Annotated in this window: 23 protein-coding genes; 10 read left to right on the plus strand and 13 right to left on the minus strand. The window is 36.1% G+C overall.

Annotated features, from left to right (window positions below):
- Nucleotides 1-56 precede the first annotated feature (56 nt).
- The 4 genes from FOT98_RS23205 to FOT98_RS23220 all read left to right on the plus strand — a co-directional run bounded on the left by FOT98_RS23205 (nt 57) and on the right by FOT98_RS23220 (nt 5,335).
- Nucleotides 57-875 (plus strand): class I SAM-dependent methyltransferase, encoded by an 819-nt coding sequence (locus FOT98_RS23205; RefSeq protein ID WP_063261736.1) that lies wholly within the window; start codon nt 57-59, stop codon nt 873-875.
- Between the two features lie 413 nt (nt 876-1,288).
- Nucleotides 1,289-2,983: a methyl-accepting chemotaxis protein gene (locus tag FOT98_RS23210; protein WP_063261735.1), complete on the plus strand. Its 1,695-nt coding sequence runs from the start codon at nt 1,289-1,291 to the stop codon at nt 2,981-2,983.
- Between the two features lie 224 nt (nt 2,984-3,207).
- On the plus strand, nt 3,208-4,899 hold the full coding sequence (locus FOT98_RS23215) for a methyl-accepting chemotaxis protein (protein WP_063261734.1): 1,692 nt from the start codon (nt 3,208-3,210) through the stop codon (nt 4,897-4,899).
- Between the two features lie 118 nt (nt 4,900-5,017).
- Complete coding sequence (locus FOT98_RS23220) at nt 5,018-5,335, plus strand: metal-sulfur cluster assembly factor (protein ID WP_000082521.1); 318 nt, start codon at nt 5,018-5,020, stop codon at nt 5,333-5,335.
- A gap of 42 nt (nt 5,336-5,377) precedes the next feature.
- Here FOT98_RS23220 and nprB read toward each other — a convergent pair whose 3' ends face one another.
- From nprB to FOT98_RS23250, 6 genes are all read right to left on the minus strand, one after another.
- Nucleotides 5,378-7,027 carry a neutral protease NprB gene (gene nprB, locus FOT98_RS23225; protein ID WP_063261733.1) on the minus strand — a complete coding sequence of 550 codons (1,650 nt, stop codon included), beginning with the start codon at nt 7,025-7,027 and terminating at the stop codon, nt 5,378-5,380.
- A 160-nt stretch (nt 7,028-7,187) separates the two neighbouring features.
- Nucleotides 7,188-7,883 (minus strand): pirin family protein, encoded by a 696-nt coding sequence (locus FOT98_RS23230; RefSeq protein WP_063261732.1) that lies wholly within the window; start codon nt 7,881-7,883, stop codon nt 7,188-7,190.
- A gap of 51 nt (nt 7,884-7,934) precedes the next feature.
- Entirely contained in the window at nt 7,935-8,345 is a 411-nt protein-coding gene (locus FOT98_RS23235; protein WP_061678985.1) for a MarR family winged helix-turn-helix transcriptional regulator, read from the minus strand.
- 112 nt (nt 8,346-8,457) lie between these two features.
- Entirely contained in the window at nt 8,458-8,892 is a 435-nt protein-coding gene (locus FOT98_RS23240; RefSeq protein ID WP_061678984.1) for a DUF3920 family protein, read from the minus strand.
- A 148-nt stretch (nt 8,893-9,040) separates the two neighbouring features.
- The gene (locus tag FOT98_RS23245) at nt 9,041-10,240 is read right to left on the minus strand and encodes a cation:proton antiporter (RefSeq protein ID WP_000380218.1); all 1,200 of its coding nucleotides are present in this window, start codon (nt 10,238-10,240) and stop codon (nt 9,041-9,043) included.
- Complete coding sequence (locus FOT98_RS23250; RefSeq protein ID WP_048528229.1) at nt 10,241-10,738, minus strand: cation:proton antiporter regulatory subunit; 498 nt, start codon at nt 10,736-10,738, stop codon at nt 10,241-10,243.
- Nucleotides 10,739-11,148: 410 nt separating this feature from the next.
- Between FOT98_RS23250 and FOT98_RS23260 the strand changes: the two genes are divergently transcribed.
- The 3 genes from FOT98_RS23260 to FOT98_RS23270 all read left to right on the plus strand — a co-directional run bounded on the left by FOT98_RS23260 (nt 11,149) and on the right by FOT98_RS23270 (nt 14,010).
- The gene (locus FOT98_RS23260) at nt 11,149-12,582 is read left to right on the plus strand and encodes an alanine/glycine:cation symporter family protein (protein ID WP_063261731.1); all 1,434 of its coding nucleotides are present in this window, start codon (nt 11,149-11,151) and stop codon (nt 12,580-12,582) included.
- A 335-nt stretch (nt 12,583-12,917) separates the two neighbouring features.
- Nucleotides 12,918-13,358 carry a Dps family protein gene (locus tag FOT98_RS23265; protein WP_061678982.1) on the plus strand — a complete coding sequence of 147 codons (441 nt, stop codon included), beginning with the start codon at nt 12,918-12,920 and terminating at the stop codon, nt 13,356-13,358.
- 454 nt (nt 13,359-13,812) lie between these two features.
- On the plus strand, nt 13,813-14,010 hold the full coding sequence (locus FOT98_RS23270; RefSeq protein ID WP_000656323.1) for a hypothetical protein: 198 nt from the start codon (nt 13,813-13,815) through the stop codon (nt 14,008-14,010).
- A 17-nt stretch (nt 14,011-14,027) separates the two neighbouring features.
- Here FOT98_RS23270 and FOT98_RS23275 read toward each other — a convergent pair whose 3' ends face one another.
- Both FOT98_RS23275 and FOT98_RS23280 read right to left on the minus strand, forming a co-directional pair.
- Complete coding sequence (locus FOT98_RS23275; protein WP_063261730.1) at nt 14,028-14,309, minus strand: hypothetical protein; 282 nt, start codon at nt 14,307-14,309, stop codon at nt 14,028-14,030.
- A gap of 118 nt (nt 14,310-14,427) precedes the next feature.
- Nucleotides 14,428-15,006, minus strand: coding sequence for an LOG family protein (locus tag FOT98_RS23280; RefSeq protein WP_048528219.1), 579 nt, complete (start codon nt 15,004-15,006; stop codon nt 14,428-14,430).
- Between the two features lie 73 nt (nt 15,007-15,079).
- On the opposite strand from FOT98_RS23280, the gene FOT98_RS23285 reads away from it, so the two are divergent.
- On the plus strand, nt 15,080-15,403 hold the full coding sequence (locus FOT98_RS23285) for a MazG nucleotide pyrophosphohydrolase domain-containing protein (RefSeq protein WP_063261729.1): 324 nt from the start codon (nt 15,080-15,082) through the stop codon (nt 15,401-15,403).
- Nucleotides 15,404-15,456: 53 nt separating this feature from the next.
- Complete coding sequence (locus tag FOT98_RS23290) at nt 15,457-15,963, plus strand: ferritin (RefSeq protein ID WP_063261728.1); 507 nt, start codon at nt 15,457-15,459, stop codon at nt 15,961-15,963.
- Nucleotides 15,964-15,988: 25 nt separating this feature from the next.
- Here the strand turns inward: FOT98_RS23290 and FOT98_RS23295 are convergent, their stop codons facing one another.
- The 5 genes from FOT98_RS23295 to FOT98_RS23315 form a co-directional block, all read right to left on the minus strand.
- Nucleotides 15,989-16,222, minus strand: a complete 234-nt coding sequence (locus FOT98_RS23295) for a hypothetical protein (RefSeq protein ID WP_063261727.1) — start codon at nt 16,220-16,222, stop codon at nt 15,989-15,991.
- 92 nt (nt 16,223-16,314) lie between these two features.
- The gene (locus FOT98_RS23300; protein ID WP_061678975.1) at nt 16,315-17,496 is read right to left on the minus strand and encodes a NupC/NupG family nucleoside CNT transporter; all 1,182 of its coding nucleotides are present in this window, start codon (nt 17,494-17,496) and stop codon (nt 16,315-16,317) included.
- A 353-nt stretch (nt 17,497-17,849) separates the two neighbouring features.
- Nucleotides 17,850-19,031: a NupC/NupG family nucleoside CNT transporter gene (locus FOT98_RS23305; protein ID WP_016085638.1), complete on the minus strand. Its 1,182-nt coding sequence runs from the start codon at nt 19,029-19,031 to the stop codon at nt 17,850-17,852.
- 319 nt (nt 19,032-19,350) lie between these two features.
- A complete protein-coding gene (locus FOT98_RS23310) occupies nt 19,351-20,793 on the minus strand; it encodes an alanine/glycine:cation symporter family protein (protein ID WP_063261726.1) in 1,443 nt (480 codons plus the stop codon).
- A 276-nt stretch (nt 20,794-21,069) separates the two neighbouring features.
- Nucleotides 21,070-22,500, minus strand: coding sequence for an alanine/glycine:cation symporter family protein (locus FOT98_RS23315; RefSeq protein ID WP_063261725.1), 1,431 nt, complete (start codon nt 22,498-22,500; stop codon nt 21,070-21,072).
- A gap of 301 nt (nt 22,501-22,801) precedes the next feature.
- Between FOT98_RS23315 and FOT98_RS23320 the strand changes: the two genes are divergently transcribed.
- Complete coding sequence (locus FOT98_RS23320) at nt 22,802-23,440, plus strand: NAD(P)-dependent oxidoreductase (protein WP_063261724.1); 639 nt, start codon at nt 22,802-22,804, stop codon at nt 23,438-23,440.
- The last annotated feature ends 42 nt before the right edge of the window (nt 23,441-23,482 follow it).

Consider the following 23,482-nt stretch of genomic DNA (forward strand, 5'->3'; position numbering starts at 1 on the left):
AAGGAAATCTCATCCCTCCATAGAATAACTATACGTTCACAAAAGGAGTGATAAGATTGAATCAAAATCAACTAAGCATACGTAATGAAAAAAGCTGGAATGCAGCTGCTTATGAAGCTTGGACGAACCGCCACGGGGCGCCAGCCGATTATGCGAAAAAGCTTATGGCAGATCCGGAGCGCGAGGTAGATCACTATTTACCTTACATACAATCTCCAAAAGGAAAACGTATTATTAATTTACTCGGGTCAAAAGGAAATAAAGCCGTTGCTCTCGCTCTTTTAGGAGCTGACGTAACGGTTGTTGATATTTCAGCAAGTAATGCAAAATATGCAAATGAACTTGCGGAAGCAGCAGGTGTCTCTATTCAGTATGTCGTTTCTGATGTATTACATGTGCAGCTCTCCGAATCATTTGATATCGTATTGCTGGAACTTGGTGTACTCCACTACTTCTTAGATTTAAAACCGCTCTTTCAAAAAATTGCTACCTTGCTTAAAGGAGATGGCATACTTATCCTTCGTGACTATCATCCTGTTTACACGAAATTATTAGGAGCAGACCACCCATCATTTCGGGCTAATGGAAATTATTTCGATGAAGAATTAATTGAAGATGATGTTGCTTATAGCATCCTTCTTACAGAAGCGCAGAAAGAATCATTACCTAAAACACTCATCCGTCGCTGGACGCTAGGGGAAATTATTACAACACTTGCGGAAGAACATTTTAAAATTGAAAAACTAGTTGAAGAGCACGGATCTCATCAAAAGTGGGTCTTCCCTTCTACTGCACCGGAAGGAATTGAAGAACGCGTGCCTAGTTTATATACATTAATTGCGACAGCATGCAAAAAAGGATCCCTTCACGGATAGGATCCTTTTTGCATGCTCACGCATATAAGTTGAGGTTGGAGATTACCATAATTCTGTAGAATAGGACACAAGATATTTCAACATTTCGTCTCTGACTTACGTCGTCAAAAAGGGGTATGACCAACATAACGAAGAGTAATGTTTATAGTTGATAGTGATAATCGTTATCAACTAATTAGAAGTATACATGATGTTATTTCAAATTACAATAGCATTTCTCATTTTTATTTATGAATTTTTTGATATACAAATGTATACATTTTAAGAACATTTATTCCTATCAATCTGCTTCCTTCCATTATCTGCTATAATTTTCATTGAACAGATTAATAACTTCATAACAATGTTTTTATTAATTCCGTTCTTAATATTTATAAATTATAATAAATAGTTTTAAAAAGGTAGGGGTAACGATGAAATATGTTAGTATTCGAAAAAAACTACTCTTCACGCTCTTAAGCATCTGTTCCTTATTTAGCATTGCTCTTATAGTTATTCTTTCATTCGCCATGAACCAAGCCAATGAAGTCGAAACATTAAAAAATGATGTATCAAAACGAGCAACGATTTTAAAAGAGCGTGGCGATTGGTTCCAAGCACAAGTTGCTGGTTTACAAGAATATTTACTGTCACATGATCAAAAAGGATTGGATAAATTCAACCGAGAAGGAAAAAAACTAGCTGATACTAGAGAAAAAGTAACAAGTGATAAAAAACTCCCCGAAGGAATGAAAGAAGCAATTTTAATGGGGGGAAAATGGCGAAGCGTTATAGATAATGAAGTCCTCCCTCTCGCTCGCGAAGGAAAATGGGACGAAGCATCCAAAATCGCTTTAGCTCAAACAGACTATGTAAACGACCTTTTAAGTCGCTTTACTAAATATACAAATGAAGAAAATGATAAACGTGACGCATTAATTGCTGACGTAGAGTCTTCCTCATCTCTTATTCAATATATTATTTTCTTCTCACTCATTACATGCACAGTAACGTCTATTTTATTAGCGTGGTGGTTCTCTGGTAAACTTGTTAAACCGATACGACAAATTGATGAGAAATTAAAAGAATTAGCTTCTCAAGATGGCGATTTAACTGCTAGATTACACGTAACGAGTAAAGATGAAATTGGTGATATCGCCAATTCCTTTAATCAAATGCTCGCTAATTTACAACGTATTATAAAACAAGTGCAACAATCATCTACAAGCGTCAAAGAAGCGTCTGAAAATGTATTTATCGAAACAACTACGTCTATGGAAAATACCGCAAAAACCGAAGAAACTATGAACGCTCTTGAGCATAATATTCGTTCACAAGTTTCCAGTATCGAAGAAAGTTCAACTGCAATGGATGATATGACAACGAGTGTTCAGCGTATTGCTGAATCTGCCTCTTCTGTTACTAGCCTAGCTGTTACAACTGCTGAAAAAGCAGATAGTGGGAATAAAGTCATTGAGAAATCTATTACACAAATGCATACCATTAACGAAGCTGTTAACGCTACATCACAAGTAGTAGAACGACTCATTACACATACGAATCATATTGATACTGCACTTCAATCCATTTCTAATATCGCGGAACAAACGAATTTACTCGCTTTAAATGCTTCAATTGAAGCAGCACGTGCTGGTGAACATGGTAAAGGATTCGCTGTTGTTGCCGATGAAGTACGAAAACTTGCTGAACAATCTCAGCTAGCAGCAACTGACATTAACCATTTACTTCATCAAATTCAAGCTGACACAAAAATAGCAAATGAAATGATGACACAAGGTCAGTCAGAAGCTTCTGAAGGAATTACAGTCATTCGTACCGCTGGATCTTCATTCTCAGAAATTGTTAATCACATTAACAAAGTCTCTACACAAATGCAAGAAATGTCTGCAACTGCTGAAGAAATGGCCGCAAGTTCTGAAGAAATGAATGCAGCTTTAAATAACATTGCTTCTATTTCAAATGAAGTTGCCGCCGAAACATCACAAACAGCAACTTCAGCTGGTGACCAAGTAAACAAAATGAGTGTCGTTGCTAAAAAGGCCTCTGAAATGAAAACGACCGTACAAGAACTTGAAGTTCTCGTTTCTCATTTCAAAACAAACGTTTAAAGCGAAACTTTCATCTATACTTCTATTAGCTCCAAATTGTTAAAAAGAGAGATTTACAGTCTCTCTTTTTTCAATTTAAAATATCTCTTTCTATCTCTCATTCCGTCTGCTATAATTCCTAAAGGAAAGAAGAAAGCTTTATTCCAGACGGAGTAAAGCTTTCTTTCAATTTTTTACATTTATTAATTCTAATACTTTGATTTCACAAGGAGGATTTTTATCATATGAATTTTATTAGCATTCGAAAAAAACTAATGTTCATGATGGGAACGATTTGCGCTTTATTTGGCATCGCCTTAGCTTTTATTTTATTTTTTGCTATTGACCAATCTCATAAAGCTGAAGCATTACAAAAAGAAATTTCCCCTCTGGCAACACAATTAAAAGAGCGCGGGGATGCTTATCAAGTACAGCTCTCTGCTTTAAGAGGTTATTTATTACAACGTGACCAAGTTGAATTAGACAAATTTAATGAGATGAGTAAACTTCTTGAAGATACGAAAGAGCAGCTTCTTTCAAATCCTAACATTTCTCAATCTGTGAAAAATACAATGGAATCCGGATCGACTTGGAGAAAATTTATTGAAGAAAAAGTTTTCACTCTTGCAAAAGAACAAAAGTGGGAAGAAGCTTTACAAGTAGCTTATGCAGAAAATGGTACTGTTTATAAAGTAATTGGTGACTTCACAAATTACAGTAATGAACAAGCTAAGTTACGTGATCAAGCTATCGAAAAAATTGACAAATCTTCGCTACAAATTGAATATGTTATCTTCTTATCACTTGTTATTTGTATTATCGTAGCTATCACTCTTGCATGGTGGTTCTCTGGTAAACTTGTTAAACCAATTCAGCAAATTGATAGTAAGCTAAAAGAATTATCATCTCAAGAAGGTGACTTAACAGCCCGCCTACAAGTAAACAGTAATGATGAAATTGGCGCAATCGCAACATCATTTAATACAATGTTAGAAAATCTACAACATATCATCAATCGCGTTCAAAAAACATCTGTAGAAGTACAAAATGCTTCTGAAAATATGCTAGAAAAGACGAATATATCACGCGAGGCAACAATAAAAGTTCAAAACTCGATGTCTAGCCTAAATTCAAATATTCAATCACAAGCCTCTAGTATGGAAGAAAGCTCAACTGCAATGGACGATATGGCAGTAAGCGTTCAGCGTATTGCTGAATCTGCTTCATCTGTAACTGAACTTGCTGTATCTACATCTGAACAGGCTAACGATGGAAGTACTGTTATTCAAAAATCTGTTTCACAAATGACAACGATACACGATGCGGTAAATGCTACGTCAGAAGTGGTCGAACGTCTAATCACACACACGAAATATATTGATACAGCTGTACAATCTATTTCTAATATCGCGGAACAAACAAACTTACTTGCTTTAAATGCATCTATCGAAGCGGCCCGTGCTGGCGAACAAGGAAAAGGTTTCGCTGTCGTAGCTGACGAAGTTCGAAAACTTGCTGAACAATCTAAAACAGCGGCAACAGATATTAACCAATTACTACATCAAATTCAACAAGACACTGAAACTGCGAGTTCGATGATGTCACAAGGTCGTTCTGAAGCATTTGAAGGCATTCATGTCATTCGTGAAGCTGGCAATTCTTTCACAACGATTGTAGAACAAGTAAATAAAGTATCTACTCAAATGCAAGACATCTCAGCAACTGCTGAAGAAATGGCTGCAAGCGCTGAAGAAATGAACGCTTCACTGAATAACATCGCTTCTATTTCGACTGAAGTATCTAGTGAAACAGCGGCAACAGCACAATCTGCTGAGCAAAAAGTCATTACGATGAATGAGATGACACAAACCGCTAGACAAATGAAACAAACAGTTGAAGAATTAGATCAACTCGTATCTCACTTCAAAACTGAATAGCCTTTAAAAAAGATCCCTCTTGCAAAAGGGATCTTTTTTTGAGCTCATTTCCTGCACATTATGCACATTTCCGTTATAATGAGAATCGATATCATTAATTATGCAGGGGGTGCTACACATGTCACAACAAGCATTTGAAGAAAAGTTATATGCAAACTTAGAAGCTGTTATTGATCCTGAACTAGGTGTTGATATTATCAATCTTGGATTAGTTTATGACGTTACAGCAGATGAAAATAATAATGCTGTCATTACAATGACGATGACCTCTATCGGTTGTCCAATGGCTGGGCAAATTGTATCAGACGTTAAAAAAGTATTATCAACGAACGTACCTGAAGTCAATGAAATAGAAGTAAATGTCGTTTGGAATCCGCCCTGGTCTAAAGAACGCATGTCACGTATGGCGAAAATTGCATTAGGTATTCGCGACTAAATAAAGAAAGACCTGACATCCTAGTCAGGTCTTTTTCTCTTATTATTTTACGCCTACTGCATCATAAGCTTTCGTAACAGCTTGTACAGCTTTAGAGTTTTTACCATATAAATCTTCAGCTGATTGAAGTGCAGCTTGACGCATCATTTTGAAATCAGAGTTTGCAGTTAAATATTTTGTAAGAGCACGGTAGTAAATTTTTTCTGTCGCTTCACGGCCCACTCCAGTTACTTTCACGCCGTAATGCGTACCGCCCTCAGATACTAAATATGCAGCTTTATTGTTAATACTACTATTAATATGAACGCCGCCATTATCAGCTGTTCCAGTATAGCGTTTATTGTAATGATCTGGGTAACCTTCACCTGGTTTTAATGGGTTTGGAATAGATGCTGGATCTTTCAGAGAACGAAGTGCATCACCAGGTTTTCCAGGTGTATAAATGTCAGCACCTAAATCCCAGCTCTTCTTCTCAACCATGACACCCATAATATCAGATAACGATTCATTTAACGCACCTGACTCATTTTTATAAACAAGATTTGCTGTATTTTCAGTTACAGCATGCGTTAATTCATGACCGATAACATCTAGTCCCGCAGATAATGGAATGAATGTTTTTCCATCGCCATCACCATACATCATTTGCACACCATTCCAAGCTGCGTTATTCCAGCTTTCTCCAACGTGAACAGTAGAAATAAGCTTCGCGCCTTTATCATCGAAAGAGTTACGATTAAATGTCTTTTTGTAGTAATCATATACTTTTCCTGCATTCACATGCGCATCAACTGCCGCTTTATCGTCGAAGAACTTAGATTTACTCTCAACTTCTTCTCCTGTATATCCAAGAATTTGAGAGAATAAATTAAACAAGTTTTCATCCATATTCTCTGCATCAAATGTATGAACACCTTGTCCTCGTTTACCGTCAAATAAGTTGAACGCTCCTGTTTTCTCATCTTGAGCGATTTCAAATGATTGTCTAGCGCCTAATACTCCGTAACCAAATCCAGTAATGTTATCTACAGCATTATATTTCTCAATCACATTTCCATTTGTCGCATCAACAAAATAATGCCAATATCCTGGAGCTGGTTTTGAAATCGATGCCTTAACTAAATAAGCAAGATAGTAGTTTCCATCTTTTTCATACACAAATAAATCTTTTTTCACACCGTCATAATTCTTTACTGTACCAATTTCTTTCTCAATATCCGCCTTTGCAATCGTTTCTGCTTGCTCTGCGCTAATATTTGCAAACGCAGGAATATTTTTATCTTCTAAATTCGGAATAACTTGTCCGAAGAATGCTTTTACATTATTTTCTTTATCAAGTGTAACAGTTTGATCTGAACCATACACAGGAATGTTATTATGCTTCTCAACTAACTTCACGTGTGTTGTGCCAGATTCAGCGTCTTTTTCTTCCCCAACGACATTAAAGTGTTTATCAATATTCCCTGCTAATTTAAACATATCTTTCTTACTCTCTAAATATTGAAAGACCGTTTCTTTTTTATCTAGTCCTTCTGGTGCTTTCCATTCTTCACCTATGTATGCAGGTGTTTTAAACTCTTGATGATATTGAATTTTTTGTTCTTCCGCTTTCGTTGTCGTTGCTCCAAATGTTCCAAATCCCCCGGCTATAACAGTTAACGCTAATGCTGATGAAATGACTTGCTTTTTCACTATAACATTCCCCATTCCCATAAAGATTTTTGACACTTTTATACAATTCTTGTTTTTCAAGTCGATACCTTTATCAAAAATTTGAGAAAGTTTTTTCTGACAATTTCACTCAAAAAAAAAAGACATCCTATCGGATGTCCTCTTTTCCATAAACGCTCTATTATTTTTTCAACTCAATTGCTAAATAGTGTGATTGCTCTTTCGCTTCAATATGAATATCTTCTTCTATCGCTTCTGCTGCATCACGCATAACAAGCGTTTCACCATTTATTACACTACTTCCTTCAATTTGAACAAGATACAATTGACGGCCTTCTCGCACAGGAAAATGAATTTCTTTTCCGGCATCTAACGATAAAGAATATAAATTTGCATCTTGATGAATTTGAATTGGTGCCCCTCCTTCTACTGGAGATACCATATGGAACCATTCGTTTTCACGCTTGCTCCAATCAAATGTAAACTCACCATAGTTTGGTTTATGATCCGCACGATCTGGTAAAATCCAAATTTGTAATAAACGTAGTGTTTCATTTCCTAAATTATGCTCGCTATGAAATACACCTGTGCCAGCACTCATATATTGAACATGTCCTCGCTCAATTGTTCCGCGGTTCCCCATGCTATCCTCATGTGTTAAAGCACCATCTACAACGTACGAAATGATTTCCATATCGCGGTGCGGATGCATATCAAAACCAGTTTGTGCCGCTACTAGGTCATCATTAATTACACGCAATGCACCGAAGTTCATGTTATTCGGGTTATAGTAATTCGCGAAGGAAAAATGAAAATGTGTATTTAACCATCCATGATTTGCTCTTCCCATATTTTTATGATCAACTTTTCTAAACATACCCTTCACCTCATATTATCTCGAATTCAAGATTTATTATAAAAATTTTTCTCACTGTAATTTTTTTAGTAATTGTAATAATTGATGTTGTTCTTCTACATTTAAATTTTGAAACTGCTCCGCTTGGAACGTTTCTTGAGGCGGGACGATTTCTTCATATAAAACGTTTCCCTTTTCTGTTAACGAAATATATTTTGTAGTACCTTCTTGCTCACGACGAATCCACTCTAGCTGCTCCATTTTATTTAAAAGCTGCGTGATATTTCCCTTCGTAACAAATAGTTTATTTCCAAGCTCTTGCTGCGTTAGACGATTATGCCCTCCAACTTGTGCTAGTACATCAAACTGAGCGGCAGACACATTCCATTCTTTCAAATGCTGATTCGTCTCACGAATACTTTTGTTATAAAAACGTGATAAACGAAACCATAATAGTAATCCGAGTCTATCTTCTGTTTTCATTCTATCACCTCGCTCGTTTCATACCATTAGTTTAGAACTAAACTTTATAAAAGTCAATCACTTACTTTTAGTAACCCCAAAAGAAAGCACAGTGCCATTTCTTCACTATGCTTTACATTAACTTTCTGTTTTTATATTCATCTAACTTCCTCTCTGCGAAATTCCTCGCATCTTTCTCAATCCATCTATCTTCGTACAGTTCACTTCCAACATACAGTACTTCGTTCTTATGCTGCATCGCATGGCGAAATTCATGCAGTAGTGTTTTGAGCACTTGCTCATACTCTTCCCATATGCAAACGAAAATTAATTGTTTTTCTTTATGATAAAAGCCACCTACTGGGAATAAAAATTCCTCTTCTTCTTCTCCTAACGACAGAAGCACATGATTCGCATCACACGTATCACAAAAAATAACTGGCGTTTTACATACTTCAATAAGTGAAAACACATCGTCTCTAAGTCTTTTGACATCCCAAGGAAGCTCCGAATCCAACACATACCAATTCTCAACTTGTTGATATACATTTTGAAACTGGAGTTCCATTTTTCTATAATCCCCTTTCCAAACTCCTTTTCCTATATGTATGCCACAATCTGTAAAATATTAAACATACTCTTCCCCTTTCGAAAAAATGACAATAAAAAAAGAATCTATGTCAGCATAGATTCCTTTTCTACAATCATTGTTTTATTCAGTTAGTCTTCGTATCCCACTTAAAGATTTTATTTAAAAATTTATATACATTCTTTGACTCTTTCGTCAGAAGTGGACCTAAGATCGATAGTATAAGCACGTATAGTGCTGAGAATGGTTTCAAGACTGACATTAAACCACCGGCGATACCGATATTGGCCATAATGATGGAGAACTCTCCTCTTGAAACGATTGTTAATCCAATATTTGTTGACGCTTTATGAGATAATCCAGCTTGTCGCCCTGCAATCATCCCTGCTACAAAGTTACCGATGATTGTAAGAAGGACCGCACCTAACGTTAACCATATCGCTCCGCCTAATGAAAACGGATCAATACTTAACCCGAAACTGAAGAAGAAAATAGCTCCGAAAAAGTCTCTAAATGGAACAACGAGATGCTCAATTCTGTCACTATGCTCTGTCTCAGAGAAAACTAATCCTAAAAGAAGTGCTCCAATTGCTTCGGCAACGTGAATTGTTTCCGAGAAACCTGCAATAAAGAATAACGAAGCAAATACTACAATAATGAAAATTTCATCTGAACTAATATTGAGCAATTTATTTAATAAAGGCGTCGCCTTCCTAGCTACAATAAAGAATAGAAGCATGTATCCTAAAGCAATTCCAATTGAAGTAAGAGCACCTAGGAAGGAAGCATGATCTCCTAGAACTAAACCAGATACAACTGATAAATATACAGCAAGGAATATATCTTCGAACATAATAATCCCTAAAATTAATTCGGTTTCATTATTACCAGTTCTTCTTAAATCCACTAACACTTTAGCAACGATAGCACTAGAAGAAATCGTAATAATACCCGCAATAATTAAGATTTCTAGTAAAGGGAATCCCATTATAAATCCGTATAATAACCCAAGTGAAAAGTTAATTAAAATATAAATCGTCCCGCCAATCGCAATAGAACGTCCAGATTTAATTAGTTTTTTCATCGAAAATTCTAATCCTAGATAGAACAGAAGGAACAGAACCCCAATCCGTCCAAGGAAGGAAATGACACTTGCACTTTCAATAAACTTGAAATCGATAACACCTATTGTCGGCGCATGTGGTCCCACTAACATCCCAAGAACAATCAGAAACGGAATTACTGAGAATTTAAACTTTCCAGCAATTACTGCCGCAATTGCAACTAATACTAACGCTGTACCAACTTCAAAAATTAACGTATCCATCTAGTCAGTCCCCCTATTCGAAAGTAACTCATTAATAATTTTTTTAATTTCTTCTCTCTCACCAGAAACGACAAGCATATCGCCTTCTTCAATTGCTGTTTCTGGCCCTGGATTAAATAGCTTTTTCATATTCTTTTTCATAACTGCAATGATTGTTACGCTATATGTTTTTCTTATTTCCAGATCACCGATTGTTTTTCCGATTGCTGGAGCTGCATTCTCCACTTTGAACCACTCAATCGCCAAACCTTCAAAGACCATTTCAACATTTTCTAACGCTCTAGGCTTATATACCATTCCGCCTAATATTGCTGCAATTTGTCTTGCCTCTGAGTCACGTAATGAAATACTTGAGATGCTTTCTTCATGGTCTGAATCAAAATGATACATTTCTCTACGCCCGTCATCATGAATGACAATCACCATCTTTTCGTTACCTTTCGTAACGATTTGAAACTTATAACCAATACCCGGAAGTTCACTTTCTCTAATATTCATGTTTAGCTCCTCCACAACATTTTTTATTTGAATTTTCTGTTTTTCTGTCTTTTATTCATCCAATCAACTTCAGAAATTCTAACCATTCAGGATACATGTGAGTTGGAAATCTTTTATTGTAATAATAAGTGGCTCCTAAAAAGATACTGAAAGATGTAATGATAAAAAGTATATCACTTCTCATTTTCAAACTTTTAAGGCTTACTTTCAATAAAGTTTCTTCTTTCAAATTATCCCCTCTTTCTTGCTTTACATTTAGTTTTTTAAAATGTAAATAATTCTAAAAATATTATGATGTAACATAATCATAACACATAATATGTTTAAGTAACATAATTTTTTAGAAAAATTGATTCTCGTATATTTTTTGCATATAATTTTCTTATTACGGAAAAAAGGAAGTGTATTATATGGTTGATATCTTTAGCAGATTCCTTGAGGTAACGAATAATATTTTATGGTCATATATTCTTATTGCAATGCTAATCGGCTTCGGTCTTTATTTCTCTTTTAAATTGAAATTTGTCCAAATTACTCATTTCGGTGAGATGGTCGGTTTAATTAGTAAAGGGTTTAATCGAAAAGAAAAAAAGAAAGATAGCATCTCTCCCTTCCAAGCATTTTGCTTAAGTGCAGCAGCACGTATCGGTATCGGAAACTTAGCTGGTGTAGCATTAGCCATTTCAATGGGTGGACCCGGTGCAATATTTTGGATGTGGTTTATCGCTATCCTTGGAGCAGCTACTAGTTTCGTAGAATGTACGCTCGCGCAAATTTATAAAGTAAAAGATGGAAGCAGGTTCCGTGGTGGGCCAGCATATTACATGGAAAAAGGATTAAACAAACGTTGGATGGGTGTTTGGTTTTCGTTACTTATCACAGTTGCGTACGGATTAATTTTCAATTCTGTACAAGCGAATACAGTAACAATAGCGTTTGAAAATGCTTTTGGACTAGAGCGAACAATTGTAGGAGCTCTATTAGCTTTATTAGTGGCAGTTATTATTTTTGGTGGTATTAAGAGCATTTCACGTATTACAGAAATAATTGTTCCTCCAATGGCAATCATTTATATTGGTGTGGCAATTTTTGTCGTTATTAACAACTTCACTATGTTACCAAGCATTTTTTCAGAAATTTTTAACAGTGCATTCGGTTTAGACCAAGCTATCGCTGGTGGTATCGGTGCAGCAATCAAGTTCGGAATTCAGCGCGGTTTATTCGCGACAGAAGCAGGTATGGGTAGCTCTCCTAACGCAGCAGCAACATCAGATGTATCTCACCCTGTAAAACAAGGACTTGTTCAAGCATTAGGAGTGTTCGTAGACACATTCTTAGTATGTACATCAACAGCATTTATCGTATTATGTTCTGGACTGTACAAAGGAACAAACTTACAAGGTATTGAATTAACACAGCAAGCACTAAGTTCACAAATCGGACCGTGGGCAAGCACTTTCTTAGCGATTATTATTTTCCTATTCGCTTTCAGTTCTTTACTAGGAAACTACTATTATGGTGAAACAAATATCGCATTCATTAAAGAAAGCAAAACATGGTTAATGATTTATCGCGTCGCAGTTGTCGGAATGGTATTCTTCGGATCAATCGCTGCCCTTCAAACAGTTTGGAGCTTAGCTGATTTATTCATGGGACTAATGGTATTCACAAACTTAATTGCCATCTCATTCCTTAGCAAATTCGCCTACGCAGCATTAGTAGACTATATGAAGCAAAAGAAACAAGGAAAAGATCCTGTTTTCGTTGCAAGTTCTATCCCTGGCTTACAGAATACAGAGTGCTGGGATGGACAGGATGTAGAAGAGAATAAAAAAGCTGTATAACGATTAAAAGCGGATGCGGCTCGTTTAGAATCGCAGGACATTGGAGCTCTCGACCTTGAAGCGCTTTTTGCTTCGAGCGAGAGAGCGAAATGACCGGAGATTCTAGCCGCTGGAGCTGGATATCGTAAAAAGCGGATGCGGCTCGTTTAGAACAAGAGCTATATATCAAACAAAATCCCTATTACTTCACCGTAATAGGGATTTTTATTTATAACAGTTCATAATTTGTTCAAATTAATTCCAGCAAAAGGGTTGATTTATACGAATTACTAGATTATAATAATTATAAATTAGTAATTGATATCACATAACAACTCAAAAGGAGATTGATCATAATGAACAAACAAGTAATCGAAGTATTAAACAAACAAGTAGCAGACTGGAGCGTTTTATTCACAAAATTACACAACTTCCATTGGTACGTAAAAGGACCTCAATTCTTCACATTACATGAGAAATTCGAAGAACTATACACAGAATCAGCTACTCACATCGACGAAATTGCAGAACGTATTTTAGCAATCGGTGGTAAACCAGTAGCGACTATGAGAGAATACCTAGAAATATCTACTATTCAAGAAGCAGCTTATGGAGAAACTGCCGAAGGAATGGTTGAAGCAATCATGAAAGACTACGAAATGATGCTAGTCGAACTGAAAAAAGGCATGGAAATCGCTCAAAACTCTGACGACGAAATGACATCTGACCTATTACTAGGCATCTACACAGAACTAGAAAAACACGCTTGGATGCTACGTGCGTTCTTGAATCAATAATAGATTTTAAAGCGGAAGCGGCTCGTTCAGAGTCGCAGGACATTGGAGCTCTCGACCTTGAAGCGCTTTTTGCTTCGAGCGAGAGAGCGAAATGGCCGGAGATTCTAGCCGCTGGAGCTGGATAATACTTAAAGCGGAAGCGGCTCGTTCAGAGTCGCTTTTTTTTCTACGGAGTGGTCGCACATGCTGATACATGAAATTATATCAACGATTTTTCAAATATATCGACGATTACTCACAATATATCAACGATTTTTTCATTATATCGACGATTCGACACAGGATATCGACTTACCGACAAATCACGACAATATCAGCGTCCCTCTCCTCTACTTTTATCAATATATTACAATCCCTTTTATGTTAAAATATAGGTAACATCCTTTAGTAAAATAGATCCAAAAAAGCTTTTCCATATTCATCATTTACTACTTAAATGGCGGGAGTGGTTCAGTTGAAAGACTACTTAATTAGAGCATTTTTTGCGTTAATAACAGTTGGGATTGTCTTACTTATAGCTAATATTTTCAATATACGTATCGAGGTAAAAGACTATGCTTTCCTCGTTGTTGTAGCAATTGGTGGCGGCTGGGGTGGCTGGTACCTGTATAAAAAACAAAGTAATCAAAGTGATAAAGGCATTCCAAAGTAATACGGAATGCCTTCTTTTTATTGCCGTCTATAATAAATAATAAAATTCAAACCGTTAATACAACCAATCGCAATAAACATGATAAAACTCTGTGCATCCCCAACTAGACTATACTCATCAACGATAAATCCAGACATAAACAACGTGATTGCTGAAACGCCGATACATAATATCGAAATAAACCAAAGCGAAAACTCATTAATTAGCTCTTTCTTCTGTGTTGAAACAATTAGCATAACAAGAAGGGACGCTGCTAAAATACTTTTGAAAACCGGTCTTAAATAAACAAACTCCTCCATCAATTTCTCCTTTTCCCAAAACATCATATTTCAACATTAACATATTTAACCAAATTAAAAACACATGCCTTTTCAATATAAAATGACATGTGTTTCCGAAAATCTCTATAACTTTGTATTATGATAACTGTTTCCACTTCGTTCCTAAAACAGGACGCTCGTAATTTTGGATCTCATGAATTAGTTTATCTGCCGTCTCAGCTGAAACGATCAACTCTTTATTCGATGGGTTCATAAACCCTTCTTCTGCTGCGCGTTCAACCATTTGCAGGATTGGTCCGTAAAAATCTTTAATGTTTAATAAACCAACCGGCTTATTATGTATACCAATTTGTGACCAACATACAACTTCAAATAACTCTTCAAACGTTCCGTATCCGCCTGGTAATGCAATAAAAGCATCCGCAAGCTCTGCCATTTTCGCTTTACGTTCGTGCATCGTTTCTACCTCAATGAGTTCTGTTAACCCTGTATGTACAATTTCTCCTCGGAATAGACCGCGCGGCATAACACCTGTTACACGTCCACCTAAACGAAGAACTTCATTTGCTACTTCTCCCATTAATCCAACGCATGAACCGCCGTATACGAGCTCATAGTCGTTCTCAACAAACATTTTCCCTAACGCTATTGCCTGCTCTTTAAATTCTGGTCTCTCCCCTAAGTTGGAACCTGCAAACACACAAATCTTTCTCATTCCTACACCCCGAAACTATATATTGTTATGATACAATAAACATTGTACAACATATTGAGGGGATGAGGAAGAAATGGATATCGTTGCATTTCAAAGATGGGTTGAGGAATTTTACGAAAAACGAAGCTGGTCACAATATAATGCCTTTATTCGCTTAAATTTCTTAACTGAGGAAGTTGGGGAAGTTTCACGTGTTGTTCGCGCCATTGAAATTGGCCGTGATCGTCCCGACGAAAAAGTGAAGACAGAAGAAGAGCTAAAGCAAGAGTTAAAAGAAGAACTTGGTGATGTACTATCTAATCTTATTATTCTTTCACAAAAATATGATCTAGATCTACAAGACATTATGGAGGCACACGTCACAAAGCTTTCGAAAAGGTTCGAAGTATCCAAATGAGAACATTATCAATTATGGTATAATATTCTTGTCACAATACTAAGGGGGATTTTATGTTATCTAAAAAATTGCACGACGCATTAAACGATCAAATGAACTTTGAATTTTACTCTGCCCACGCTTATATGGCAATGGCTGCTTACTGTACAGCGGAGAGCTACGATGGATTCGCTAACTTTTTCCTTGTACAAGCTGAAGAAGAACGCTTCCACGCAATGAAGCTTTACAACTATATTAACGACCGCGGTGAGCGCGCTATTGTTACTGGATTTGATAATCCGAATAACGAATATGAATCTGTACTGAACGCTTTTGAAGTGGCACTTGAGCACGAGCGTGAAGTAACGAAGCGTATTTACAACTTATCTGATATCGCTTGGGATGAGCGTGAGCACGCAACAATTACCTTCTTAAAATGGTTCGTCGATGAGCAAGTAGAAGAAGAAGCTTCATTCGATAGCATCATTCAAAAATTAAAACGTATTACAAGCGATTCAAACGCATTATTTATGCTAGATGCTGAATTAGAGAAACGTACATTTACGCCTCCAGCTGAGTAGTATTTTTATCACCTTAATGAATGTATTAAGGTGATTTTTTTATTTCCTCTCTCAGCCCAATAACCTTCGCCAAATCCTTCTTATAAATCCCTGAAACCTTTTCAACAAAATCACTCTGAGTAAACGTCCCATCGCCTTCTTCTACTATGCTTAAATATCCATGTATGAATTTCAAAAAAGTTCTAGCATCTTCACCAGTTAAACGATTAATGTTATCTATAACCTCATCAAATTCCTTTAAAATATCCTGTTCTTTCACCCGAATCCCTCCTCTCTGTATTACTTATCATACCAAAATAAAAAAGCCGTTCATCTCCTAAATGAGAGATAAACGACTTCTTTATCATTTTATTAAAGCATAACCCCAACGATAATCGCTGATAATATACTTACTAACGTTGCACCGTATACAAGTTTTAATCCGAATGAAGATACAACGTTTGCTTGTTTGCCATCGATACTCTTCGTTGCACCTGCGATAATTCCGATTGATGAGAAGTTCGCAAATGATACAAGGAAGATAGATAAAATACCTACTGTACGAGTTGATAAATCGCCTGCTACTTTACCAAGGTCAAGCATCGCAACGAATTCGTTCGTTACTAACTTCGTTGCCATAATTTGTCCTGCTTGTAGCATCTCTGATGTTGGAATACCCATTACGAATGCTAATGGTGAGAATACATATCCTAAAATGCTTTGGAATGTGATTCCGAAAATTGAATCGAATACACCATTAATTGCTGTAATTAATGCTACGAAACCGATTAACATCGCCGCTACTGTTACAGCGATAGAGAAACCAAGCATAATATATTCGCCTAACATTTCAAAGAATGTTTGTTTTTTATCTTCTTGTAATTCTAAAATATCGTCTTCTTCTTTTACTTCATATGGATTAATAATATGAACGATAATGAATCCGCTAAATAAGTTTAGTACAAGTGCTGTTACTACATATTTTGGATCAATCATTTTCATATAAGAACCAACGATTGACATCGATACTGTTGACATTGAAGATGCACAAAGTGTGTATAAACGATTTTTCGGTAATTTGCTTAGTTGATCTTTTACTGTAATGAATACTTCACCTTGACCAACGATTGCAGCTGCTACTGCATTATATGATTCTAGTTTTCCTAAGCCGTTAATTTTACTTAATAGGAAACCGACTGCACGAATGATAATCGGTAATACTTTAATGTGTTGTAAGATCCCAATTAGTACTGCTAAGAAAATAATTGGTAATAATACTGTTAAGAAGAATGGTGCTTGTCCATCATTTGCTAGACCACCAAATACGAAATTAACCCCTGCTTCCGCAAATTTTAAAATAGCGCCAAACCCATCTGCAATCCCTTTTACTAATACAAATCCGACCTTTGTATTTAGTAAGAAATACGCGAGTACCAATTGAATGACTAGCATAAGTGCAATTGGTTTATATTTAATTTTCTTACGATCTGAACTGATAAGGAAACCTAGTACAAATACTACAAGTAAACCGACTAGAAACATTACTATTTTCATATGTGAATCCTCCACTTCTCCCACGAGTTATCGGTCGTATAACGTATAACGAATGACGTCTGACCATTGATGTTAAAAAAATTTAAAACCCCTAAATACTATTCAACTGTTATCTAAAATCAGTAAGCGTTTACATAAATTGCAATTTATAAAAGGTAGCTTCTTCTCTCCTACCATACTTGAAAGTCTGAAATTGATACCACCTACAAATCAAATTGTAAGCGTTATCTACCCGAAATGCAATATAAATTTTAAAAGATTTTTATATGTTAATATATTCCTAAATAATTGGTTTTTTCATGCAAATTTACCATAAAAAATAGTCCTAGCTATAAGCTAGGACCATCTTTTTTTTATAACATAACACCAACGATAATCGCTGATAGAATACTTACTAATGTCGCACCGTATACAAGGCGTAGACCGAATGATGATACAACGTTTGATTGGTTTTCATCGATACCTTTCGTTGCACCTGCGATAATTCCGATTGATGAGAAGTTCGCAAATGATACAAGGAATACAGAAAGAATACCAACTGTACGAGCTGATAAGTCACCAGCTACTTTTCCAAGATCAAGCATCGCAACAAACTCGTTTGATACTAATTTTGTTGCCATAATTTGTCCCGCTGTTACCATCTCTGCTTGCGGGATACCCATTACGAATGCTAATGGTGAGAAAATATATCCTAAAATAGCTTGGAATGTAATACCGAACATGGAATCAAACAAGCTATTGATTGCTGTAATTAATGCTACGAAACCAAGTAACATTGCCGCTACTGTGATCGCGATTGTGAAACCAAGCATAATATATTCACTTAGCATTTCAAAGAATGACTGTTTTTTCTTATTTTCTAATTTCAGTGTATCTTCTTCTTCTGTAATATCGTACGGGTTAATAATATGAATAATAATGAAACCACTAAATAAATTTAATACAAGTGCTGTTACTACATATTTTGGTTCAATCATTTTCATATAAGAACCTACGATTGACATTGATACTGTCGACATGGAAGATGCACATAATGTATATAAACGATGTTTTGGGATTTTACTTAATTGATCTTTTACTGTAATAAATACTTCTGCTTGCCCAACAATAGCAGCTGCTACTGCGTTATATGATTCTAGTTTACCTAGACCATTTACTTTACTTAACAACGTACCAATAGCACGAATAAATATCGGTAAAATTTTAAAGTGTTGCAGAATTCCGATTAAAACGGCAAAGAATACGATTGGTAATAACGCTGTTAGGAAGAATGAAACCTCTCCTTTATTAACAAGGCCACCAAATACGAAAACGATTCCAGCTTCCGCGTATCCAAGAAGCGCGCCAAATCCATCTGAAATTCCTTTTACTAAAATATAACCAACTTGCGTATTTAATAAGAAATAACTTAACACTAGCTGAATAACAAGCATGATTGCGATTGGTTTATACTTAATCTTCTTTCGATCGGCACTTATAAGAAAACCGAGTACGAATACAACGAGCAATCCTACAAGAAACATAACAAACTTCATTAATAAAATCCTCCATTTAACTCTTCATTAACGTTGAACGTCTGACCACTCGAAATAAGAAATAATCCGAACTTTCCATTTCTCCTCCAAAACCTTCAATCGGATAGGAAAGATCATAAAACCTCTTGTTTCAAAGGCATTTTCCATTCTAACATAAATCACAACTCATATCCGCACTTTTCTTAAAAAAATTACATTTTATTATAAAACACTCATGAATGTTCGTCTTTTACTCTTTAAAATAAACTTTAATCGAGCCTCATAAATAGCAGGATAAAACAAAAAAATGAGCATCAAGTTTTACTTGATGCTCACCTCATTATACTGCTTTTTCTTTATCAGCTACTGCTGGCTTGTCCCAGCACTCTGTATTGTTCAAACCTGGAATAGACTCCGCATAGAACACTGGATCTTTTCCTTGTTTCTTTTGCTTAATGTAATCTGATAATGCCGCGAAAGCATACTTAGAAAGGAATACGATCGCAACTAAGTTAATAATAGCCATAATACCCATGAATAAATCTGCTACATCCCAAACGATTTGAATTGTTGCTACAGATCCTAACATAACCATACCAAGTACAGCAATTCGATAAGCATTTAGTAACACTTTACTTCCATTTAAGAACTCAATATTTGTTTCACCATAGTAGTAGTTACCTACTAATGAACTAAATGCAAACAAGAAGATTGCAACTGCTACAAATATAGATGCCCATGGTCCGATATGTTGGCTTAATGCTTGCTGCGTTAATTGAATACCATTTAAATCAGCCGCATTATGCACATCTGATAAAAGAATGATAAATGCTGTACAACTACAAATTAATAATGTATCTGTAAATACCCCTAAAGTTTGAATGAAACCTTGTTTAACTGGGTGCGTTACGTTTGCAGTCGCAGCTGCGTTCGGCGCACTACCCATACCTGCTTCATTTGAGAATAATCCACGTTTTACCCCTAGTAAAATCGCAGCTCCTAATCCTCCGCCTACTACTTCTTTAATTCCGAAAGCATGTAAGAAAATTTCTTTAAATACATATGGAATTGCCGTAATGTTTGTTACAACAACGAATAATGCCACTGCTACATATATAATTGCCATTACTGGAACAATCATTTCAACCGCACGTGCAATACGTTTTACTCCGCCGAAGATGATGATTGCCATTAAACCAGCCATAAACAGACCTACAAACTTACCATCTGTGTTAAATGCTCCATCAAAAGCTGCCGCTACTGTGTTTGACTGCACGGCGTTGAAAATTAACCCAAAACTAACCGTTATTAGAACCGAGAAGACAACTCCTAGCCAGCGTTTCTTTAAACCCTTTTCCATATAATACGCTGGGCCACCGCGGAATGCGTTCCCATCTTTTACTTTATAAATTTGCGCTAATGTGCTCTCTACAAATGCAGAAGCACCCCCAATTACCGCGATTAACCACATCCAAAATACTGCTCCTGGTCCACCTGCTGAAATTGCGATAGCTACACCAGCTAGGTTACCAGTACCTACACGAGAAGCTGTACTCATACAAAAAGCCTGGAACGATGATACACCGCTCTTCTCTTTTTGTGCTTTCCTCGTTTTCGAACTTGCCCCGTCCCCAAGCAATCGAATCATTTCACCGAAGTAACGAATTTGAACAAATTTCACACGAAACGAAAAGTAAAGTCCTAATCCAATTAACATCGCAATGATTATATATGACCAAAGAACATTATTTATATCCCCAATTATATTAGTTAAAAAATCCATAATTGCATTGCCCCCTCTTCTTCACAATAAGAAAATTATATTCTAAAAACTCTTAGTAATCAAGAATTTTCGACAAAAAGATGTGAGGTTTTCTAACATGAAAATGTTACCACATATAACACAGTTGTTTTTTCTCTACTAAAACATCACAACTAGCACAAGCATCCCTACCTATTCAACTGATTATTTCCATACTGAAAATAGCAAGACAAACAAACCACCGAGTTACAACAAAAAAAGATGAGTATCGACTTCAGCTCGATACTCATCTTTTCATCACACTGCTTTTTCTTTATTCGTTACAGCCGGTTTATCCCAACACTCTGTATTCGTTAAACCTGGAATAGAATCTGCACTGAACACCGGATCTTTTCCTTGTTTCTTTTGCCTTACATAGTCCGCCAATGCAGCGTATGCAAATCGCCCAAGAAGTGTAATCGCAATTAAGTTTGTGATTACCATTAGACCCATAAATAAATCTGCCATATTCCATACAACTTGAAGTGTAGCAACAGAACCGAATAATACCATTGCAACCACCGCAATACGGTAAATTGTTAACCAAGTTTTACTTTGTTTAATGAATTCAATATTCGTTTCACCATAATAGTAGTTTCCTAGAAGTGAACTAAATGCAAATAAGAAAATAATAATCGCTAGGAAGCTACTTGCCCACGGACCAATTTGTGAACTTAATGCATTTTGCGTTAATTCAATCCCTTCTAAATTTGTCGCTTTATATGCACCAGAGCATAGTACGATAAATGCTGTTGATGTACATACTAAAAATGTATCTACTAGTACTCCAATTGTTTGAATAAATCCTTGTTTCGCTGGATGTGTTACATCCGCTGTTGCTGCCGCATTCGGCGCACTACCCATACCTGCTTCATTCGCAAATAATCCGCGCTGAATACCAAACTTCATCGCAGCACCGATACCGCCACCTACAGCTGAATCTAAACCAAATGCACCTTTAAAGATTTCTGTAAACATATCCGGTATTAAATAATAATTTTTAATAACAACGAAAATTGCTACTGCAATATAAATAAGCGCCATTGGCGGAACGATCATTTCAGACATACGCGCGATACTTTTCACGCCACCAAAAATAATAACCGCGACTAATACCGCTAATACAATCCCAACAACGTAACGCTCAATACCGAAAGCATTTTTAAATGCTAATGTAACTGTATTTGCTTGTACTGAGTTGAAAATTAATCCGTAACTAATTGTAATTAGAATAGAGAACCAAATCCCCATCCAACGTTTATTTAAACCTTTTTCCATATAATAAGCAGGTCCACCACGGAAGCCACTGCCATCTTTTATTTTATAAATTTGCGCAAGCGTACTTTCTACAAAACTTGAAGACGCCCCAATAATCGCAATTACCCACATCCAAAATACCGCTCCAGGTCCTCCCATAGAAATAGCTAACGCTACCCCAGCTAAGTTCCCGATTCCAATACGAGCTGCTGAACTCATACAAAATGCTTGGAAAGAAGATACACTACCTTTTTTACGCGTCTTTCCAGTTAATCCATCACTCATTAATCGAACCATTTCCCCTAAATGAGTGATTTGTACGAATTTCAATTTAATAGAAAAATAAAGACCTAAACCAATTAACATTGCAATAAGAATATATGACCAAAGAATTGTATTCGTTGATGTAACAAATTGCTCTAACATATTCATACAATTAACCCCCTCCTTTTCTCCATAAAACGAATTATATTTAAAAAATATTTAAAAATCAACATTTTTCGACAATTTTCGATTTCCAAATGTTAGAGGTTTATAAAGTAACAATTTTTTTATGACTCCACTCCCTCTAACTGTACATACTAAAACAAAAAATAAATCTACAAACAACACCATTGACAAAAATACCAGCCTGTAACTATAATGATTACATCAGGTTGTAACAAACCTAATTACAATACATTCATTTACTTTCAGATATACACTTTAACAAAACAATTTGGAGGGATTTATTATGAAAATCGGAATCATCGGAGCAACTGGTAAAGCAGGAAGTCGTATTTTAAAAGAAGCTGTAGATCGCGGACATGAAGTAACTGCAATCGTAAGAAACGGTGCAAAAATTACAGAAGAAAACGTAAAAGTTTTAGAGAAAGATGTATTCTCTCTTACATCTAATGACCTACAAGCATTTGACGTAGTTGTAAATGCTTTCGGCGCTCCAGCAGGCGAAGAGCACCTTCACGTAGATGCAGGAAACGTACTAATTGAAGCGATGAAAGGTGCACCAACCACAAAATTACTTGTAGTTGGCGGAGCTGGAAGCTTATTTGTAGACAAAGAAAAAACAACACGTGTATTCGATACACCAGGTTTCCCAAATGAATACCTTGCAACAGCTCAAAACCAAGGGAAAAACTTAGAAATCTTAAAGCAAACTAACGATATTACTTGGACATTCATCAGCCCTTCTGCACTATTCGCATTAGGAAAACGCACAGGCTCTTATACAGCTGGAAAAGACAACCTTCTTGTTAACTCAAAAGGTGATAGCTACGTAAGTTACGAAGACTTCGCAGTTGCGGCACTTGATGAAATCGAAAATCCAAAACACGTAAACGAACGCTTCACAGTAGTTTCTGAAGCTGAATAATAGAAAAAGCTCGTAAAACATAATGTTTTACGAGCTTTTTTA

This window comes from Bacillus sp. HY001 (genome assembly GCF_007558965.1).
Lineage (GTDB): Bacteria > Bacillota > Bacilli > Bacillales > Bacillaceae_G > Bacillus_A > Bacillus_A mobilis.

Bases quoted from the DNA above. Each gene is read 5' to 3' on its own strand.
- FOT98_RS23210 (WP_063261735.1), top strand. From the start codon at position 1,289: ATGAAATATGTTAGTATTCGAAAAAAACTACTCTTCACGCTCTTAAGC.
- FOT98_RS23215 (WP_063261734.1), top strand. From the start codon at position 3,208: ATGAATTTTATTAGCATTCGAAAAAAACTAATGTTCATGATGGGAACG.
- FOT98_RS23220 (WP_000082521.1), top strand. From the start codon at position 5,018: ATGTCACAACAAGCATTTGAAGAAAAGTTATATGCAAACTTAGAAGCT.
- FOT98_RS23230 (WP_063261732.1), bottom strand. From the start codon at position 7,883: ATGTTTAGAAAAGTTGATCATAAAAATATGGGAAGAGCAAATCATGGA.
- FOT98_RS23235 (WP_061678985.1), bottom strand. From the start codon at position 8,345: ATGAAAACAGAAGATAGACTCGGATTACTATTATGGTTTCGTTTATCA.
- FOT98_RS23240 (WP_061678984.1), bottom strand. From the start codon at position 8,892: ATGGAACTCCAGTTTCAAAATGTATATCAACAAGTTGAGAATTGGTAT.
- FOT98_RS23245 (WP_000380218.1), bottom strand. From the start codon at position 10,240: ATGGATACGTTAATTTTTGAAGTTGGTACAGCGTTAGTATTAGTTGCA.
- FOT98_RS23250 (WP_048528229.1), bottom strand. From the start codon at position 10,738: ATGAATATTAGAGAAAGTGAACTTCCGGGTATTGGTTATAAGTTTCAA.
- FOT98_RS23260 (WP_063261731.1), top strand. From the start codon at position 11,149: ATGGTTGATATCTTTAGCAGATTCCTTGAGGTAACGAATAATATTTTA.
- FOT98_RS23265 (WP_061678982.1), top strand. From the start codon at position 12,918: ATGAACAAACAAGTAATCGAAGTATTAAACAAACAAGTAGCAGACTGG.
- FOT98_RS23275 (WP_063261730.1), bottom strand. From the start codon at position 14,309: ATGGAGGAGTTTGTTTATTTAAGACCGGTTTTCAAAAGTATTTTAGCA.
- FOT98_RS23280 (WP_048528219.1), bottom strand. From the start codon at position 15,006: ATGAGAAAGATTTGTGTGTTTGCAGGTTCCAACTTAGGGGAGAGACCA.
- FOT98_RS23285 (WP_063261729.1), top strand. From the start codon at position 15,080: ATGGATATCGTTGCATTTCAAAGATGGGTTGAGGAATTTTACGAAAAA.
- FOT98_RS23290 (WP_063261728.1), top strand. From the start codon at position 15,457: ATGTTATCTAAAAAATTGCACGACGCATTAAACGATCAAATGAACTTT.
- FOT98_RS23300 (WP_061678975.1), bottom strand. From the start codon at position 17,496: ATGAAAATAGTAATGTTTCTAGTCGGTTTACTTGTAGTATTTGTACTA.
- FOT98_RS23305 (WP_016085638.1), bottom strand. From the start codon at position 19,031: ATGAAGTTTGTTATGTTTCTTGTAGGATTGCTCGTTGTATTCGTACTC.
- FOT98_RS23310 (WP_063261726.1), bottom strand. From the start codon at position 20,793: ATGGATTTTTTAACTAATATAATTGGGGATATAAATAATGTTCTTTGG.
- FOT98_RS23315 (WP_063261725.1), bottom strand. From the start codon at position 22,500: ATGAATATGTTAGAGCAATTTGTTACATCAACGAATACAATTCTTTGG.
- FOT98_RS23320 (WP_063261724.1), top strand. From the start codon at position 22,802: ATGAAAATCGGAATCATCGGAGCAACTGGTAAAGCAGGAAGTCGTATT.